At 70.0% G+C, this 18235-nt stretch carries 15 protein-coding genes; 7 read left to right on the forward strand and 8 right to left on the reverse strand.

Annotated features, from left to right (window positions below):
• The coding region (locus tag VFX99_RS11850) for a formylglycine-generating enzyme family protein (RefSeq protein WP_329666496.1) at positions 1-370 on the forward strand (370 nt) is incomplete at its 5' end.
• 28 nt (positions 371-398) lie between these two features.
• Here the strand turns inward: VFX99_RS11850 and VFX99_RS11855 are convergent.
• The 6 genes from VFX99_RS11855 to VFX99_RS11880 form a co-directional block, all read right to left on the reverse strand.
• A complete protein-coding gene (locus VFX99_RS11855; protein WP_329666497.1) occupies positions 399-2486 on the reverse strand; it encodes an ABC transporter ATP-binding protein in 2088 nt (695 codons plus the stop codon).
• Positions 2483-4210 carry an ABC transporter ATP-binding protein gene (locus VFX99_RS11860; RefSeq protein WP_329666535.1) on the reverse strand — a complete coding sequence of 576 codons (1728 nt, stop codon included), beginning with the start codon at positions 4208-4210 and terminating at the stop codon, positions 2483-2485. Before VFX99_RS11860 ends, VFX99_RS11855 begins: the two co-directional genes overlap by 4 nt.
• A gap of 325 nt (positions 4211-4535) precedes the next feature.
• Positions 4536-5462 (reverse strand): J domain-containing protein, encoded by a 927-nt coding sequence (locus VFX99_RS11865; RefSeq protein ID WP_329666498.1) that lies wholly within the window; start codon positions 5460-5462, stop codon positions 4536-4538.
• Positions 5463-5518: 56 nt separating this feature from the next.
• The gene (locus tag VFX99_RS11870) at positions 5519-6034 is read right to left on the reverse strand and encodes a hypothetical protein (RefSeq protein WP_329666499.1); all 516 of its coding nucleotides are present in this window, start codon (positions 6032-6034) and stop codon (positions 5519-5521) included.
• On the reverse strand, positions 6031-6858 hold the full coding sequence (locus VFX99_RS11875) for an LssY C-terminal domain-containing protein (protein ID WP_329666500.1): 828 nt from the start codon (positions 6856-6858) through the stop codon (positions 6031-6033). The genes VFX99_RS11870 and VFX99_RS11875 overlap by 4 nt, the downstream gene beginning before the upstream one ends.
• Positions 6859-6872: 14 nt before the next feature.
• Positions 6873-7943, reverse strand: a complete 1071-nt coding sequence (locus tag VFX99_RS11880; RefSeq protein ID WP_329666501.1) for an enoyl-CoA hydratase/isomerase family protein — start codon at positions 7941-7943, stop codon at positions 6873-6875.
• A 137-nt stretch (positions 7944-8080) separates the two neighbouring features.
• On the opposite strand from VFX99_RS11880, the gene VFX99_RS11885 reads away from it, so the two are divergent.
• Together VFX99_RS11885 and VFX99_RS11890 are read left to right on the forward strand one after the other, a co-directional pair.
• The gene (locus VFX99_RS11885; RefSeq protein WP_329666502.1) at positions 8081-9748 is read left to right on the forward strand and encodes an ABC transporter ATP-binding protein; all 1668 of its coding nucleotides are present in this window, start codon (positions 8081-8083) and stop codon (positions 9746-9748) included.
• Positions 9745-10566: an ABC transporter permease gene (locus tag VFX99_RS11890; protein WP_329666503.1), complete on the forward strand. Its 822-nt coding sequence runs from the start codon at positions 9745-9747 to the stop codon at positions 10564-10566. Before VFX99_RS11885 ends, VFX99_RS11890 begins: the two co-directional genes overlap by 4 nt.
• Before the next feature lie 6 nt (positions 10567-10572).
• On the opposite strand, the gene VFX99_RS11895 is transcribed toward VFX99_RS11890, so the two are convergent.
• The gene (locus tag VFX99_RS11895) at positions 10573-11976 is read right to left on the reverse strand and encodes an HNH endonuclease signature motif containing protein (protein WP_329666504.1); all 1404 of its coding nucleotides are present in this window, start codon (positions 11974-11976) and stop codon (positions 10573-10575) included.
• A gap of 83 nt (positions 11977-12059) precedes the next feature.
• A complete protein-coding gene (locus VFX99_RS11900) occupies positions 12060-12527 on the reverse strand; it encodes a hypothetical protein (protein ID WP_329666505.1) in 468 nt (155 codons plus the stop codon).
• 103 nt (positions 12528-12630) lie between these two features.
• On the opposite strand from VFX99_RS11900, the gene cofG reads away from it, so the two are divergent.
• The 4 genes from cofG to cofC are packed head-to-tail and all read left to right on the forward strand — an operon-like array spanning position 12631 to position 18234.
• Positions 12631-15033, forward strand: a complete 2403-nt coding sequence (cofG, locus tag VFX99_RS11905; protein WP_329666506.1) for a 7,8-didemethyl-8-hydroxy-5-deazariboflavin synthase CofG — start codon at positions 12631-12633, stop codon at positions 15031-15033.
• Positions 15030-16577 (forward strand): NAD(P)/FAD-dependent oxidoreductase, encoded by a 1548-nt coding sequence (locus tag VFX99_RS11910; RefSeq protein ID WP_329666507.1) that lies wholly within the window; start codon positions 15030-15032, stop codon positions 16575-16577. Before cofG ends, VFX99_RS11910 begins: the two co-directional genes overlap by 4 nt.
• Positions 16574-17587: a glucose-6-phosphate dehydrogenase (coenzyme-F420) gene (gene fgd, locus VFX99_RS11915; protein WP_329666508.1), complete on the forward strand. Its 1014-nt coding sequence runs from the start codon at positions 16574-16576 to the stop codon at positions 17585-17587. The genes VFX99_RS11910 and fgd overlap by 4 nt, the downstream gene beginning before the upstream one ends.
• Positions 17584-18234: a 2-phospho-L-lactate guanylyltransferase gene (gene cofC / locus VFX99_RS11920; RefSeq protein WP_329666509.1), complete on the forward strand. Its 651-nt coding sequence runs from the start codon at positions 17584-17586 to the stop codon at positions 18232-18234. The genes fgd and cofC overlap by 4 nt, the downstream gene beginning before the upstream one ends.
• Position 18235 lies beyond the last annotated feature (1 nt).

Consider the following 18235-nt stretch of genomic DNA (forward strand, 5'->3'; position numbering starts at 1 on the left):
TCTGATGGTGAATCGATGGCAGGGGTCATTCCCGTTCCACAACACCGGGGCAGCGGGGTGGGTGGGCACGTCGCCGGTCGGCACGTTCTCGCCCAACGGATACGGCCTCGTTGACATGACAGGGAACACCTGGGAATGGACGACCGATCTCTATGCCCCTCGCCATGTGGTGTCGGGGTCGACGGGCATCGCGGCGGGCTCACGCGCGAACCTCTTGGGCGTCGCAGGCACCCGCGAGAGCCGTCGCGTGCTCAAAGGCGGCTCGCACCTGTGCTCGCCGGACTATTGCCTGCGCTATCGTCCGGCCGCGCGGAGCCCCCAGTCCGAGGACACGGCGATGACCCACATCGGGTTCCGCTGCGCGCGCTGACGCGTGTTGGGCCGAGCCCGTCACGCCGTCAGGACGACGAGACCTCCGCAGAGTCCGTCGTCACGGGGAGGGCGCGCTCGGCATCCGTGGTGACCGGAACTGTGCCTATCGCGTCGGGCTGTGCATCGAGATCGGTCGCCGCCTGCTCGAACTGCGACTGGTACAGCCGCCAGTACGCACCCTGCGCTGCGATGAGCTCCTCGTGGGTGCCCTTCTCGACGATGTCGCCGTGCTCCATCACGAGGATGAGGTCGGCATCGCGGATCGTGGAAAGCCGGTGCGCGATCACGAACGACGTGCGTCCCTCGCGAAGGGCAGCCATGGCGTGTTGCAGGAGCAGTTCGGTGCGCGTGTCGACCGACGAGGTCGCCTCGTCGAGGATCAGGACCGAAGGCTGCGAGACGAACGCGCGGGCGATCGTGATCAGCTGCTTCTCACCGGCCGAGACGTTCGATGCTTCCTCGTCGAGCACGGTGTCGTAGCCCTCGGGGAGCGAATGCACGAACCGGTCGACGCGGGTCGCGGTCGCGGCATCCACGATCTCCTGGTCGGTGGCCGACTCGCGCCCGTAGCGGATGTTCTCGCGGATCGTCCCGGCGAACAGCCACGGATCCTGCAGGACCATGCCGGTCCGCGAGCGGACGTCGTCGCGCGTCAGGTCGGCGATGTCCTGCCCGTCGAGCAGGATCCGGCCGCCGTCGAGCTCGTAGAACCGCATGATCAGGTTGACCAGCGTCGTCTTGCCGGCGCCGGTGGGTCCTACGATCGCAACCGTCTGGCCGGGCTCGACCCGGAACGACAGATCCGTGATCAGCGGGCGGTCCGGCGTGTACGAGAAGCGCACGTTCTCGAACTCGATGACACCCTCACCCTCGACGGGCTCGGGCGCATCCGCCGCATCCGGTGCCTGTTCTTCCGCGTCGAGGAGCTCGAAGACGCGCTCAGCCGATGCGGTGCCCGACTGGATCACCGCCGCCATGCCGCCCAGCTGCGACAGCGGCTGGGTGAACTGCTGCGAGTACTGGATGAACGCCTGCACGTCACCCAGCCGCAGCTGGCCGTTGGCGACCATGAGCCCGCCGAGGACGGCGATGCCGACGTAGGTCAGGTTTCCGACGAACATCATGCCGGGCATGATGATGCCGGACAGGAACTGCGCCTTGAAGCTCGCCTGGTACAGCTCCTCGTTCTCGACCTGGAACTTCTCGCGCGAGTCGACCTCACGGCCGAACACCTTGACCAGCGCGTGTCCGGAGAACGACTCCTCGACACGGGCGTTGAGGCGGCCGACCTTGCGCCATTGGGTGCCGAACGCCTTCTGCGAGCGGGGTCCGATCACACCGAAGATGACCGCCATGAGCGGCAGCGACACGAGCGCGACGAGCGCGAGCTGCCACGAGATCGAGAACATCATGATGAGCACGCCGATGACGGTCAGCACGGATGTCACGACGCTGGACAGCGACTGCTGCATCGTCTGGGTGATGTTGTCGATGTCGTTCGTCACGCGGGAGATGAGCTCACCGCGCTGCACCTTGTCGAAGTACGACAGCGGCAGCCGGTTGATCTTCGTCTCGACGGACTCGCGCAGCCGCCACATCGTGCGGACCATGATGACGTTGATGACGTAGCCCTGGATCCAGCTGAGGAACGAGGAGGCGACGTAGATCGCGAGCACGGCGACGATGACGACTCGGAGCGCCTCGAAGTCGACGCCGGTGCCCACCGAGAAGTCGTTCATCGCCGCGATCATGTTCGCGAGGTCGGTCTGTCCGGCGGAGCGGAGCGAGGCGACCACGACCTCTTGCGACGTCCCTGCGGGGAACTGGGCCGCCAGCGCGTTCGACGCCACGCCCTCGAAGATGATGTTCGTGGCCTCCCCGAGGATCTTGGGCGCGATCACTGCGAGGAAGACGCCGACGGCGCCGAGGATCGAGACGAAGACGAAGGCTACGGCGTGTGGCTTGAGCAGCCCGACCAGTCGACCGAAGCTCTGGCCGAAGTTCTGCGCCTTGCCCGGCTTGACGCTGTCCCAGTCCCCGGAATTCTGACGGGCCTGCTCGGCGAGCTCGAGTTCGAGGCGCTCCTCCTCGGTGAGGGTGTCCGGAGTGCTCATACCTCCACCCCCAGCTGCGACTCGACGATCTCCCGGTAGGTCTCGCTGGTGCGCAGCAGTTCGTCGTGTGTTCCGACGCCGACCATCCGGCCGTCTTCGAGGACGACGATGCGGTCCGCATCCGTGATGGTCGAGACGCGCTGCGCGACGACGATCTTCGTCACGTCGGGCAGTTCGCGCCAGAGCGCCTGCCTCAATCGAGCGTCGGTCGAGAGGTCGAGCGCGGAGAACGAGTCGTCGAAGACCAGGATGTCGGGCTGGTGCACGATCGCTCGGGCGATCGCGAGCCGCTGGCGCTGGCCGCCCGAGACGTTGGTGCCGCCCTGGGCGATGCGCGCGTTGAGCTGCCCCTCCATCTCCTCGACGAAGTCCTTGCCCTGAGCGATCGCCAATGCCTTCCACAGATCCTCATCCGTGGCCTCCTCGCGCCCGAACCGCAGGTTGGTCGCCACGGTGCCCGAGAACAGGAATGGACGCTGCGGCACGAGGCCGATGCCCTTCCACAGGTAGTCGAGATCGGCTTCGCGGACATCGACGCCGCCGACGCGCACCGCGCCGCCCGTCACATCGAACAGACGCGGGATCAACGAGATCAGCGTCGTCTTGCCGGAACCGGTGGATCCGACGATCGCGACCGTCTCGCCCCGCTTCGCCTCGAACGTGATGGCCTTCAGCACCGGCGACTCAGCGCCGGGGTAGGTGAACTCCACGTCGTCGAAGGCGACGGCTCCCGGTGCGGTGAAGTCGCCTATGGGGTTCTCCGCGCGAGTCAGAGTCGACTCGCTCGCGAGCACCTCGCCGATGCGCTCCGCCGAGACGGCGGCGCGGGGAATCATGATCGTCATGAAGCTCGCCATCAGCACGCCCATGAGGATCTGACCCACGTATTGCATGAAGGCGAAGAGGGTGCCGATCTCGACCGTGCCGGCGTCGACCTGGATGCCGCCGAACCAGATGACGCCCACGACGGTGACGTTCAGCACGAGCATGGCGACCGGGAACAGCAGCACGAACAGCGAGCCGACCTTACGGCCGACGACCATGATGTCGGTGTTCGCGACGGCGAAGCGCTCCTCCTCGATGTCCTCGCGGACGAACGCTCGCACGACCCGCACGCCGGTCAGCTGCTCGCGCATGACGCGGTTGACGGCGTCGAGCTTCTTCTGGAAGCTGCGGAACAGGGGCACCATGCGGCTGATGATCAGCAGGACGAACGCCAGCAGCAGCGGCACGGAGACCGCGATCAGCCAGCTGAGCCCGACATCCTGCTGCAGGGCCATGATCACGCCGCCGATCGCGAGCAGCGGCGCCGTGACCAGCATCGTCGCGCCCATCATCGCGAGCATCTGCACCTGCTGCACGTCGTTGGTGTTGCGGGTGATCAGCGAGCCGGGACCGAACTTCGACACCTCACGCTCGGAGAAGCCGCTGACCTTCTCGTAGACGTCCAGGCGGATGTCGCGGCCGGCTGCCATCGCCGCCTTCGCGGCGAAGTAGGTGGCGATGATCGACGCGACGATCTGGCCGAGCGAGATGACCAGCATGAACGTGCCGGTCGACCAGATGTACGCGGTGTCGCCACGCGCCACGCCCTGGTCGATGATGTCGGCGTTCAGGCGAGGCAGATACAGGGATGCCATGGCCGCGATGAACTGGAAGACCAGCACACCGAGCAGGAGCCAGCGGTACTGCTTCAGGTAGCGGAAGAGGAGTTTGCCGAGCACGAGGTCTCCGGGAAAGGTCGAGCGAGCGGGCGCGGCGGCGCCACCGCTCCACACTGCCACGAAGTTCCGACATGCTCACATGATCGGCGGCTGCGTACGCTCAGGGCGGAACGCGCGGCTGTCGGCGGGCGGGGGTACACCTGGGGCATGCCGACGCGCAATCAGATCGACCTCGTCGAATTCCCCGTCGCCGACGACGCCACTCTCGGGAAGACGCGCGCCGCCGCACTGTCCCGCCGGGCTCCCCCGACCGCGAGACTGCACCCGCAGGTCGAGACTGCGGGATCAACCCGCAGTCTCGACGTCCCGATGCAGTCTCGCGGCCTCAGACGAAGCGCACGGCCTGCTGGAGGCGCGTGCGGATGTCGAAGATCTCGTTGCCGCCGACCGACCGCGCCCCCGGGACGCCCTGACGCAGCACGTTCCCGAGCGCGCCGCGCGCGACCAGCACGACAGGGATGCCGCGCACGCGGCCGAGATCGGTCACGGCCTGCATCAGGTCGTCGTCGGGCAGGACGATGATCGCGCCGCCGAATCGCACGCCGGCGGCCCGCGCGACCGTCCGCATGCGCGAGAGGAGGTCGGCGACCGGCGTCCCGGTCACGCCGTCGCCGGTGATCTCGCCGCGACGCACGCCGACGGGCGCGCCGAAGTCCTCGGACAGCACCGCGTAGAGGCCCGACGGGCTCAGCACGATGTGGTCGAGCTTGTCGTCGCCGGTGCCTCCGCGCACCGGCGCGGCGACGTCATGCCACACCGTGTAGCCCATGCCGAGATCCGAGACCACGCGAGCCGTCGCCTCCTCGGCGAGAGCGTCGGCCAGCATGCGCCGCAGCTCCCGCGGCGCAGAACGGACCAGGGCCGGGTCGTAGGGGTCTTCGACGGTGACGCCGCGGCCCGCCCACTCGCGGATGAGGGTGAGGTATCGCTCGCGGCGCCAGCCGCCGGGCTGCCCGTGCGATCGCGCCTTGGGGCGGGTGTCGGCCGGGCGGGCGGGAGCGCGCCAGCCGGACCACTCCGGAGCCGCGGCCTCGCCGAAGCCATGTCCGCGGTCGTAGGCCGCGCGTGCCTCGACCGTGCCGACGAGGTCCCACGCGCGCTGCACCTGGATGAACACGAGTGCATCGCCGCCGGTGTCGGGGTGCGTCTGGCGGAGTCGCAGCCGATAGGCCTTGCGGAGCGCCTCTTCGTCGGCGGCGGGATCGACGCCGAGCACGTCGTATGCCGAGGCGGACAGCGGACTGTCGAACACGCGACCTCTCCCTCCGCGGCGGATGCGGCGCGATCCAGGCTAATCGGTGCGGAAGGTCAGCCGCGCTCGTGGCGCCGAGCGTACGCTGCGGCGCTGCGGCTGGACAGCGCGAGCAGGATCAGGATGTCGAGACCGAGCGTCAGCAGGGTCGTCGTGATCGTGATCTCCTGCCCCTCGGCCCACCACTGGACGAACGAAGAACTGATGGCGATCGCGGAGAAGGTCATCACGATCACCCGAGCCCAGTTGTGTCCGGCGAGGATGAAGAACGCCAGGATCGCATCGAGCAGGAGAAAGGACCCGAGAACGACCATCAGGACGATCAGCGCGACCCCCGCGAGCTGCGGAGTCGCCTCGACATCGTCGAACGACACATCCAGGTCGCGTACCACCGTCGGCCACTGCAGCACTGTGGCGATCATGACGATGATCCCCGCGACGACCCGGAGCAGCACGAGGACCACGCCCGCCACGGTCGACGGAGGTCGCTGCATGTCGGGGTCGTAGGTGGTGGGCTTGAGCAGCTCTGCGGCCGGCTCGAACGCCGGTCGCTTGCTCGGTACGTCCGTCATCGCGTTCCCACCTCGACCGGCCCCACGTCCACGATCGGCAGGTCGCCGTCGGTGCGGATGCTGTCACCGCCGCCGTTTCGGGCGTGATAGCCCGTCGAGAAATCCTTGAGGATCGTCACGACGACCCGCGCATCGCCGGCGGTCAGCGTCCTGACGATGTGATCGCGCTCGATGTCGGTGTCGGCATCGATGCGGTGGGTGACCTGCAGCGTGAAGAGCGAGAGCCCCACCGCCGTGTCGAAGGTTCCCGCGGCCAGCCAGTCGACACGGTAGCCGCCGGGCAGAAGCCAGCCGTCGGGGCACCTCCAGAACCGGACATGATGGCGCTGCGCGGGGTTGCCGTCGACTTCCTGCTGGTATGCGAAGTCCTGCTGCCTGCTGAAGAGGAACAGCGGACTGACGGGGGCCTCGTCGTAGCTGCGACGCGTCAGCGTCGAGGTGACGATCCGCCACGACGAGCGAAGCGTGACGGGGTCGGCTTTCGTCCATCCGGCCTGCACCATCGCGGTGTCGATCTGATCCGCCTCACCCAGGAACGCGAGATTGACCGGGTCGCCGAGCAGACCGTCGCTGGTGCGAGCCCGCCCGATGAAGTAGTCCGGGACGTAGATCGTCGTGAGGATGCGATGAAGCCGCGGGAGCACGAGGTAAGCCAGCAGCACCCAGCAGGCGATCGCGAAGACGAAGCCCCACCAGCCGACGTTGAACGTGTCGGTGAGGCTCAGGTATGCCAGCCAGACCGACGCGAGTCCCGCGAAGACGAAGAAGAACCAGTCGACCGCGATTCCGATCGAATAGCGGCGTGGGCGCGGCGCCGTTGCCATCAATGCTCCGCCCTTCAGTTCCAGAGGGGAACGGTCGGTCGGTAGGCGAAGGCGGATGCCGCGGCATCCGGTGTCAGTTCTCCGATCGTCGCCGGCTGCCACCGCGGGGTGCGGTCCTTGTCGACCAGCTGAGCGCGGATGCCCTCCAGGAGGTCGGGCTGGCCGGTTGCGAACCACATGACGAGTCCGTACTCCTGGGCGAGGGCGGCCCGCAGGTCGGGCAGCTCGCGAGCGCGACGGACGGCGGCGAGGGTCACCGCGAGCCCGGTGGGCGAGACCTCGCCGAGCACGTCCGCCGCGGCCGACGCTTCGGCCTCCGGCCGTCCCCGGAGCCGGTCGACGATCTCGGCGACGGTGTCGGCGGCGAAGGCCTCGTCGATCCACGGCCGCCGGGCCGCGAGCTGCGAGGGCTCAGGGGTCTCGTCGAAGAGGAGCACCAGCTCGGTCGGGCTCGACGGGTCGGCGCGGGTCTCGAGCGCATCACGCAGGCCGTCGAGGTTCGCCGACGGCACGAAATGGTCGGCGAGACCGGCGTAGATGGCGTCGGAGGCATCCATCGTCGCGCCCGTCAGCGCGAGATACTCGCCGAGCCGGCCAGGTGCCCGGGCGAGAAGCCACGTGCCACCGACGTCGGGCGTGAACCCGATCCGGGTCTCGGGCATCGCGAGCTTCGACCGCTCGGTCACGATGCGGATCGCCGCATGCCCGGCGAGTCCGATGCCTCCGCCCATCGTGATGCCGTCAGCCAGCACGACGATGGGCTTGGGGTATTCGGCGATGCGCGCGTTCACGGCGTACTCGGCGCGGAAGAACCGTCCTGCGCCCTCCGGATCTCCCGACCGGATCTGATCGTAAAGGCCCCGGACGTCTCCGCCGGCGCACAGGCCGCGGTCCCCGGCGCCGTCCAGCAGCACCAGATCGACGTCCGTATCGTGCTCCCACTCGTCCAGCGCGGCCGCGAGATCGCCGATCATTCCGAGATCGAGCGCGTTCAGCGCCCGCGGACGGTTGAGCGTCAGGCATCCGAGTCCGCCGGCGGCTCTCACGAGGACGCGGGGCTCATCGGGCGGCGCGGGATCGGTCACGATCGCAACGTTACCGCGCGCCCACATTGCCCGTCCGAGGGGCCGCCGCACAGTCGGCATCCGGCGGTCGCTTCGTGCGAGGAGGATCCGTTTCCGACAGGATATGGAGAACAGCCCGCGACGACGAGAGGTTCGGCATGCCCGAAGGACAGGTGCTGGAGTTCTCCGGAATCACGAAGCACTTCGGCGCGGTACGGGCGGTCTCGGACCTCTCGGCGCGAGTCGAACCGGGCGTCGTCACCGGCTTTCTCGGCCCGAACGGCGCGGGCAAGACGACGACGCTCCGGATCCTGCTCGGGCTCGTCCGCGCCAGCAGCGGCACCGCGACCATCGGCGGCCGGGCCTACGCGGCACTGGAGCGACCGCTGCAGGCGGTCGGCGCCGTGCTCGAGTCATCGAGCTTCCACCCCGGACGCAGCGCGGCCAACCACCTCAAGGTCTACGCGCAGGCAGCCGGGCTTCCCGACGCCCGCGTCGAGGAGACGCTCGGACTCGTCGGGCTCGCCGACGTGGGCGGCCGCAAGGTCGGCGGGTTCTCGCTCGGCATGCGGCAGCGGCTCGGCCTCGCGTACGCGCTGCTCGGCGATCCCGGGGTACTCGTCCTCGACGAGCCGGCCAACGGGCTCGATCCCGAAGGCATCAAGTGGATGCGCGGCTTCCTGCGGCAGCTCGCCAGCGAGGGTCGCACGGTGTTCGTGTCGTCCCACCTGCTCTCGGAGGTGCAGCAGACGGTCGACTCGGTGCTGATCATCTCCCAGGGTCGGCTGGTCTTCCAGGGCGCGCTCGAGGATCTCGCCGACCCCTCCGAGTTCGCGACGGTCGTCGATTCTCCCGATCGCGCCGCGCTGAGCACAGCGCTGACGGCGGCGGGCGTGCAGTTCGAGCTGCTCCGGTCGGGCTTCACCGTTCGAAGCCTCGATCCTGCGCGAGTCGGCGAGATCGCGGCATCCGCCGGCGTCCCCCTCTCGTCGCTCGCTCGCCGCGGTCAGGCGCTCGAGGAGGTCTTCCTCGACCTGGTGAGCGGTGCGCGCGTCCACCCGACCGGGGCCGCCGCTGCGGCGGGCAACGCGGTCGACGGGGTAGGCGCGGTGCCGGGGATCGCGCCGTTGGCGCCGGTGGAGGGAACGGATGCCGGAGCGGATCGCGCAGCGGATGACGCGGCGATCGACGCGGAGGCCTCCACCGTCGCTGCTGATCTTCAGGCCGGCAGCGGCGGCGCACCTGGAGCCGCGATCGCGACCGGAGCCGCCGTCGGCGCCGCAGCATGGGCGGCGACCGCATCGGCTGACGAGCAGGATGCGGCGGACGCTGTCGAGCCCGTTCAAGTCGCGGGCGCCGAACCCGAAGCCGAGCCGCCTCGCGAGCCTTCCGTGGAACCGAGCCCCACGTTCGCCGTCGCGAGCACGGGGGTCATCGACATCATCCCGTTCGCGGGCGACCCCGCCACGGATGCGTACGCAGACGGACTGCCGCTCGACGCGGATCCGGACGTCGAGGCCCTCGGCGCGATCGACGCGGAGCTCTCCGACGATGAGGACGCGGATGAACCGCCCGTGGTCGACGACCGCTCGTGGGAGAAGTACGTGAAGACCCGCGCGGATGTCGAGGCCGATGCGTTCTTCGCCGCGTTCACGGCCGCCGGCGGGGCGAAGGATGCCGAAGCACACACGGCCGAGGAGCGGAAGACCGAGGAGGCGGAGGAGGCCGAGTTCGGAGCCGAAGCCGGGCCACCGGATCCACCCCCTGCTGAGTCAGCCGAGGACGATCCGGCTCGCACGGATGCCGACGGGGGTGACCAGCGATGAGCCTCGCCGATGCGACCCGTTCCGAGGCGACGAAACAGCTGACGACCTCGATGTGGTGGATCCTCGCTCTCGTCCTCTTCGCGTACGTCGGCTTCACCGCCGCCGTGCTGGGCTTCGTGTTCACGGGTGCCGCGACCGGGTCGCTCCCCGGCGACGCCCCACCTGTGCCGATCGAAGGACTCTCCGCGGTGCTGTACAGCGCAGCGACGGCGATCGGATATGTGTTCCCGCTCCTCATCGGGACGCTCATGGTGACGGCCGAGTTCAGGCACAAGACACTGACGCCCACCTTCCTCGCGACACCGAAGCGCGGCCTCGTGCTGTGGGCGAAGATCCTGGTCGGGATCGCGCTGGGCGTGCTCTTCGGCGTGGTGGGCGTGCTCTCCTCGGTGATCCCGTCCGCCGGTTTCCTCGCCGCGAACGGCCTGGAGACCGACTTCACCTCTAGCGACACGTGGGCATTGTTCGGCCGCATGATCCTGGCGTTCGTACTGTGGGTGCTCGTGGGCATCGGCGTGGGTGCGCTCGTGCGCAACCAGGTGGGCGCGATCGTGGGCGTCCTGGTGTTCACCCAGTTCGTCGAGCCGGTCGGTCGCACTGCAGCCGGATTCGTCGAGGGTCTCACCGGGGTGACGCGCTTCCTGCCCGGCGCTGCGAGCGACGCGCTCGTCGGTGCGAGCCTGTTCAGCACCGCCGCCCCCGGTATGCCCGCCGAGGATCCCCTCGAGTGGTGGGTCGGCGGCCTCGTGCTGCTGGGATACGCGATCGTCCTCGTGCTGCTCGGACATCTCGTCAGCTGGCGCCGCGACGTCACCTGAGTTCGATCACTGCCTCCGCTCGAGTCGTTCTCTCAGGCGGACGCGCGAGGTGGTGACGGGTCTCCACAGCATGCGGGAGTCCCACCAGGATGGACCTCGGACCTCGGGGACGCCGTGATTCATGCGAATGCGCCATCCGCTTGAATCGAGGGTGCGATGGTGGAACCAGCACAGGAGCACGCCGTTGTCCGTGTGCGTCGGCCCACCGTGCGCGTGCTCGGCGACGTGGTGGATCTCGCACCAGCTTGCAGGGATATGGCACCCGGGGATGATGCAGCCGCCATCGCGCAGCGTGATCCCCTTGCGCTGGTGATGGTTGAAGACGCGGTCGAGCGTGTTCAACGCCACGATCCGCCCGCCCTTGTCGAGGGTCACGCGGAGCACGCCGCCGGTGCACGCGACGTGGCGCGCGGCGCCGATCGACACCGGCTGATCCGACCCCTCCACCTGGGCATAGCCGCGGCCGGTGACCAGGTCCTCCTCGCGGACCGACACCACGAGCGTCGGCGCGGCGCCGCCTATCGTGGGGAACTCCCCCGAGCGGGCGGCGACGTCGAGTGCGTTGGCCAGCACGTCGTGCTGGCGCTGTGCCCTCGTTCGATCGTCGGCGCTGACCTCGGACGGCTCGTCGGAGTCGGTGAAACGCGGTCCGCTCAGCTTCGGCGTCAGTGAGCTGTCGAAGAGCCGCTCCAGCTGGGCGGCTACCTCGGGCAGCAGATGCCCGCGCACCGGCACGAGGCTGTCGCGGCCGGCTCCGAGGGTGATTCCCCGCCTGCGCAGCGCCGCCGCCTCCCGCGGTTCGGCGCCGTCCTGGTCGAGGTAGACCGACCACACTTGAGCGAGGAGGCGGAGTTCTTCCGCACAGGCGGGGGGTGCGGCATCCACACCCTGGCCACGAGCGGAAGCGGCGATCTCCTCGTCGGCCGCGAGGTGACCCGCCCGCCCCAGGTCGCCGAGGACCCCCGAAAGCGGCCCGAGCACAGCCGACAGGCCGTCGGCACCGATGTGGCCACCGGCGAGTGCTTCGCGCAGAGCGGGGTAATCGGCAGGCAGTTCCTGGCCGGACGAGAGAGCCATCCTGCGGCAGGTCGCACGGGCAGCGCGTTCGTACCCGGCGACCGTCTGCTTGGATGCAAGCGTGGCCCGCTGGAGGAGCTCGCTCACCGACCGGGCGCCCTTCCGGGTCGTGACGCGCTCGTCGTGCGAGGAGTACTCGCATCGCTCCTGAATCTGGGCGGTCGCGTCGATTGCGAGCGCCTCGCCATGCCGGACGATCCGGCCCGCGAGGGCCGTGATGGTGAGCACCTCGTCGTCGGAAAGGCTCCGCTGCGCGCCTGTCTCGTACGACTCGCGCACAAGATCGCCGAGCGCCTGATCGAGCTCCGCCAGGGTCTCGACCATTCTGCTCATACCCCTTATTCAACCCAGGGGGTCCGACATTCCAGTGCGGAAACCGGCCGGTCAGAGGAGCGTTCCGAGAGTCTCAGGCCGGCTCAGGTGGCGGGCGCAGGGCTCGGAGCCTTGCGCTTGCGCGCCTTCTTCTTCGTCGGCGCCGGCTCCACCGGTATCGTGCCCGTCGCGAGGTCGACGACGTCCACGGCCTGCGTGTCCACGTCGAGGCGCAGCGCCTGGACGAGCTGCAGCCCGTGCCGAGTCGTCAGGATGATGCGCTCGTACTCGGGGTGGCCGTTCAGGTCGATCACGACGCTCGGGCGATGACGCCGGACGATCGCGAAGTCGTCGCCGGCCGATGAGCGCCACGTGCCCATCGCGATCACGCCACGCACGTGCGTTCCGGGACTCGGGAACCCCCGGAGCCACGTCCACGCGTCATCCGTGAGCTGAACCTTCGCGATCGTCGACCGCTCGATCGCCACATTCCCTTTATGGAATGCCAGCACGCGCTCGGCACCCGACAGCACGATTTCGAGCTGCGTCGAGTCGAGCAGGAGCGTGACCATGCCCCTAGTCTGCCAGCGCCTCCGAACGCCCACCGGGCTATTTGCTTACGGACGGACAACGATCGCGAAGCCGTCGCCGCCCCCGCGGTGCGAGACTGGAGAAGTGACCCTGCTCGAACCGCCGCGAGCTGTCGATGGATCAGCGGTCTCCACCGCGCTGGATCGATCGGCTTCCGGCGAGCGCCTGGACGTCCGCGACGCGGAGGCGCTGCTGAGCGCCGAAGGATCGGACTTCGAGCGGATGCTGGAGCTGGCCTCATCCGCGCGGGACGCGGGCCTCGCGGCATCCGGTCGCGCAGGGGTGGTCACGTACTCGCGCAAGGTCTTCATCCCGCTGACCACGCTGTGCCGCGACCGCTGCCACTACTGCATCTTCGTCGATACCCCGGGCCAGCTGCTGAAGCTTCACAAGCCGGTGTTCATGTCGCCCGAGCAGGTGCTGACCGTCGCGCGTCAGGGCGCGGCCCTCGGCTGCAAAGAAGCCCTGCTGACCCTCGGCGACCGCCCCGAAGACCGCTGGCCCGAGGCGCGCGCGTGGCTCGACGAGCACGGCTACGCCTCGACCCTGGATTACGTGGGTGCGATGGCCCGCCTGATCACCGCCGAGACCGGGCTGCTGGCGCACCTGAACCCGGGCGTCATGACCGCCGACGAGCTGCGGATGCTGCGCCCCACGGCGCCGTCGATGGGGATGATGCTCGAGACGACGTCGCGCGCGCTGTTCGAGGAGCCGGGTCGAGTGCACTACGGCTCGCCCGACAAGGACCCGGCGCTTCGCTTGACCGTGATCGGGGACGCCGGGCGCCTGCGGATCCCGTTCACCACCGGCATCCTGGTCGGCATCGGCGAGACCCTGCACGACCGCGCCGAGTCGCTGATCGCCCTGCGCGAAGCGCACGAGACCCACGGCCACGTGCAGGAGGTGATCGTGCAGAACTTCCGCGCGAAGCCCCGCACGGCCATGCAGGACAGCGCGGATGCCGAGCTGCTCGAGTACGTGGCCGCTGTGGCGGTCGCGCGGCTGGTTCTCGGCCCGCACATGCGCGTGCAGGTGCCGCCGAACCTCTCCGACCCCGCCGAGTTCGAACTGCTGCTGCGCGCCGGCGCCGACGACTGGGGCGGCGTATCGCCGCTCACCGCCGATCACGTGAACCCCGAGCGGCCCTGGCCACACCTGTCCGAGCTCGCGCAGCGCACCGCCGACCTCGGATTCGAGCTGCGCGAGCGGCTGACCGCGCACCCCGAGTTCGTGCTCGATGCCGACGAGTGGATCGATCGGGCGCTGCACCCCGCGGTCGCGGCGCTGGCCGACCCGGCGACCGGGCTCGCCGGCACCCCGCGCGCGAACCCACCCGTCCATCGCGAACCCCCACGTTCCGACGCGCAGGAGTACGTGGGTTCGGTGACAAGGCGTGGGTTCGGCGGAGGTGGACGGACCCGCCGACTCGCGGGGCGCGCCGCGGCCGACCCGCTGAGCCTGGACGACGCGGAATGGGTCGCCCTGCTCGAGGCGACCGGCGACGACCTCGACGCGCTCACCGCAACCGCGGACGACGTCCGCCGGTACACCGTCGGTGAGGCCGTGAGCCTGGTCGTCAACCGCAACCTCACCTCGAGTGGCTTCCGGTCTGCGCCGACGGGCGAACCCGGCACGTTCACCCTCGACGACGTGGCCGCGATCGCGACGGATGCCGCGGACCTCGGCGCCACGGAACTGTGCGTGCAGGGGCTGATCGCGTCGTCCGAGGACCCGGCTGCCTACCTCGACATCGCCCGCACGGTCAAGGCCGCAACTCGGCACATGCATCTGCACGCGTATCGGCCGCAGGACGTGTGGGACCTCGCCGACCGCGGCGGGCTCGGGCTGGACGGCGCGCTCGCCGCCCTGCGGAACGCCGGCGTCGACACGGTGCCCGGCACCGGCGTCAAGGTGCTGAGCGAGCGCGTCCGCGCACTCATCGCGCCCGGCGACCTCGCCATCGACCGGTGGATCGAGGGGATCGCCGCGGCTCATCGCGCCGGATTCCGCTCGACGTCGGTGATCTTCTACGGCCACGTCGAGACCGCGGCGGAGCGCATCGCCCACCTGCACCGGCTCCGCGGCATCCAGGACGAGACCGGGGGCTTCACCGAATTCGTGCCGATTCCCCTTCCGGCGCCTGCTGGCGGCGTTCCGCTCGTGCCCCGCCGCAGCCCACTCGACGAGCACCGCGCGATGGTCGCCGTATCGCGCCTGCTGCTGAGCGGCAGCATCCCGCACATCCAGATCCCCTGGACCCGCGTCGGTCGCGACGCAGCCGCGACCCTGCTGCAGTCGGGCGGCGACGACCTCGGCGGCACCCTCATGGACGGGCGGGTGCTGCCCGAGGCCGGCATCGAACACGGCCTCGAACTGCCACTGCCGGATGCCGCACGGATCGCCGCGCGCCTGTTCCGGCCGTTCCGCCAGCGCACCACGGACTACCGGGAGCCGACCGTTCGTTCGGCTCAGGGACCGGACGCATGACCCGGGTCGAGGTCGCGATCGTCGGGGCCGGTTTCGCCGGGCTCGGCATGGCGATCGCCCTGCACCGGGCGGGACGCGAGGACTTCCTGGTGCTCGAGCGTGCGGCATCCGTCGGCGGCACCTGGCGTGACAACACGTATCCCGGCGTCGCGTGCGACGTGCCCTCGCACCTGTACGGGTTCGCAGAGCACCCGAACCCGCACTGGTCTGGCCTCTTCGCACGGGGCGACGAGATCCGCCGGTACCTCGAGGACGTCGCCGACCGCGAGCAGCTCGGCGACCGGCTGCGGCTGCGCACTCCCGTGCTCGCCGCCGAGTGGGATGCCGCGGCATCCGTCTGGCGCATCGAGACGGGCGGCGACGCGCCCGGCGCGATCGAGGCCGAGGCGCTGGTGCTCGCCTGCGGACGGCTGACCGAACCATCGATCCCGGACGTGCCGGGCCTCGAGAGCTTTCCCGGGCCGCTCTTCCATTCGTCGCGATGGGACCATGACGCGGACCTGGCCGGCGCCCGCGTGGCTCTGGTGGGGACGGGGGCGAGCGCGGTGCAGCTGCTTCCCGAGCTCGCGCGAATCGCCGCACATGTCACTCTCTTCCAGCGCACCCCGGCGTGGATCGTCCCGCGCGGCGGCACCGACTACCCCGAGGACGAGCGCCGGCGGTTCGCGCAGAATCCCGTCGCGCTCGCGCGACTGCGGGCGCAGCTCTACGCCGAGGGCGAGGCGCGGTTCGCGTCACGATCAGGCGACGCCGCCGCCTCGGCCGCCGCCCGCGCGGCCGCTCTCGCCCATCTGCACGCCCAGATCGCGGACCCGGAGCTGCGGGCCGCGCTGACCCCGGACTACGCGTTCGGCTGCAAGCGCGTTCTCCTGTCGGACGACTTCTACCCCGCCGTCGCAGGTGATCGCGTGACTCTCGAGGCCTCGGCCCTCGCGACCGTGGACGGGCGGATGCTCGTCTCGGCCGACGGGACGCGAACCGAGGCGGATGCGCTTGTGCTCGCGACGGGGTTCGCCTCGACACGGCAGCCGTACGCAGACCTCGTCCGCGGCGAGGACGGCATCACCCTCGCCGACCACTGGTCGGAGGGCATGACGTCGTTCGGCTCGACGGTCGTCAGCGGCTTCCCGAACCTGTTCGTGCTCAACGGCCCGAACGCCTCCCTCGGCCATAACTCGTCCGTCCTGATGATCGAGCAGCAGGCCGCGTACGCCGTGCGCGCCTTAGGGGCGCGCGAGACCCTCGCCGACGGCGTGCTGCGGGTCGCGCCCGCGGCGGAGCAGCGCTACACCGACGAGATCGCCGTGGCAGCAGCATCCACACCATGGATCGCAGGCGGATGCCGCAACTGGTACGTCGACGAGCGCTCGGGGCGCCTGACCCTGCTGTGGCCGGGGACGGTCGAGGCTTTCCGCGACCGTCTCGCCCGCGCCGACGGCTCGGAGTTCCAGCCGCCCGTTCGGACCGCTGAAAGCGGGGCCGCTCCGGCTCCGATCCGGGCGGCGGGTGCCACCGGCTCACCGACGACGAGGGGGACCTCATGACGATTCCGCTGCGGTTGGGGTACAAGGCCTCCGCCGAGCAGTTCGGTCCGAACGAGCTGCTCGACTTCGCCGTCCTGGCCGAGGAGGTGGGGTTCGACTCGGTGTTCGTCTCGGACCACCTGCAGCCGTGGCTGCACGAGGGCGGTCATGCGCCGGCGTCGATCCCGTGGCTCGGCGCCCTGGGCGCCCGCACGTCGCGGATCGTGTTCGGGACGTCGGTGCTCACGCCGACCTTCCGGTACAACCCGACGGTGATCGCGCAGGACTTCGCCACGCTCGGCGTGATGTACCCGGGCCGCGTGATCCTGGGCGTCGGAACGGGCGAGGCGCTCAATGAGGCGAACCTCGGCATCGAGTGGCCCGACCCGCCCGAGCGGTTCCAGCGTCTCAAGGAGGCGATCGGGCTGATCCGGCGCCTGTGGTCCGAAGAGCGGGTCAACTTCGACGGCACGTATTACACGACGCGCAACATCACGATCTACGACAAGCACGACGAGCCCGTCCCGATCTACATCGGGGCGTCGGGTCCCGCCGCGACCCGGCTGGCCGGCCGCATCGCCGACGGCTACATCACGACGTCGGGCAAGTCCCCCAGCCTCTACGCCGACACCCTGCTCCCGGCCCTCGCCGAGGGCCTCGAGAAGGCCGGCCGCTCGCAGGACGCGATCGACACGCTCATGGAGGTGAAGGTCTCGCTCCACTCCGATGCGGCCGTCGCCCTGGAGAAGACCCGCTTCTGGGCGCCGCTGGCGCTGAGCGCCGACGAGAAGATGGGCGTGGACGACCCGCTCGAGATGCAGCGCCTCGGCGAGCAGCTGCCCATCGAGCGCGCGGCATCCCGCTTCATCGTCTCGACCGACCCCGACGAGCACGTCGAGCGGATCGCGCAGTACGTGGACATGGGCTTCCGCCACCTGGTCTTCCACGACCCGGGCTCCGACCAGGAGGCTTTCCTGCGCACCTACGGCGCCGAGATCCTGCCGCGACTGCGCACCCGGTTCGGAGCGTGACGACGCCCGAGGCCCGATGGGCGGTCGTCATCCCGGTCAAGCCGGCGGAGGTCGGCAAGTCGCGACTCGACATCTCGGGAGTCGACCGCGTGACGCTCGCGCGCGCGATCGCACTCGACACGGTCGCGGCAGCGGCCGCGTGCGCCTCGGTCGCGCAGGTCTTCGTCGTCACCGACGACGGCGCTCTGGTGACGCTCGCGTTCGACATCCCGGCGCTGCGATTCGTCCCGGAGGGCGACGCGATGGGACTCGACGAGGCGGTCGCGGCCGGCGCGGCGGCGGCCGGTGACGCGATGCCGCGCGCGGCGCTGCTCGGAGACCTTCCCGCACTGCGGCCCGAAGACCTCGAGGCGGCCCTCACCGCCGCAACCGATCTGGACCGTGCGGTCGTGGCGGACGCCGAGGGCACCGGCACCACGCTCGTGACGGCGGGCTCCGGCATCCCGTTCGAGTCCTCGTTCGGCGAGGGCTCGTTCGCCCGGCACGTGGACCTCGGCTGCGTGCCGCTGGCGGTGGCCGACGATTCGACCCTCCGCCGGGATGTGGACACCGCGGGGCACCTGACCGAGGCGGCGCTGCTCGGGCTCGGCCCGCGCACGGCGGCGGCTGTTCTCGGAAAGGGCAGGCACCCGTTCCGCCGCGCCTAGG

Source organism: Microbacterium sp. (assembly GCF_036277215.1).
Taxonomy (GTDB): domain Bacteria; phylum Actinomycetota; class Actinomycetes; order Actinomycetales; family Microbacteriaceae; genus Microbacterium.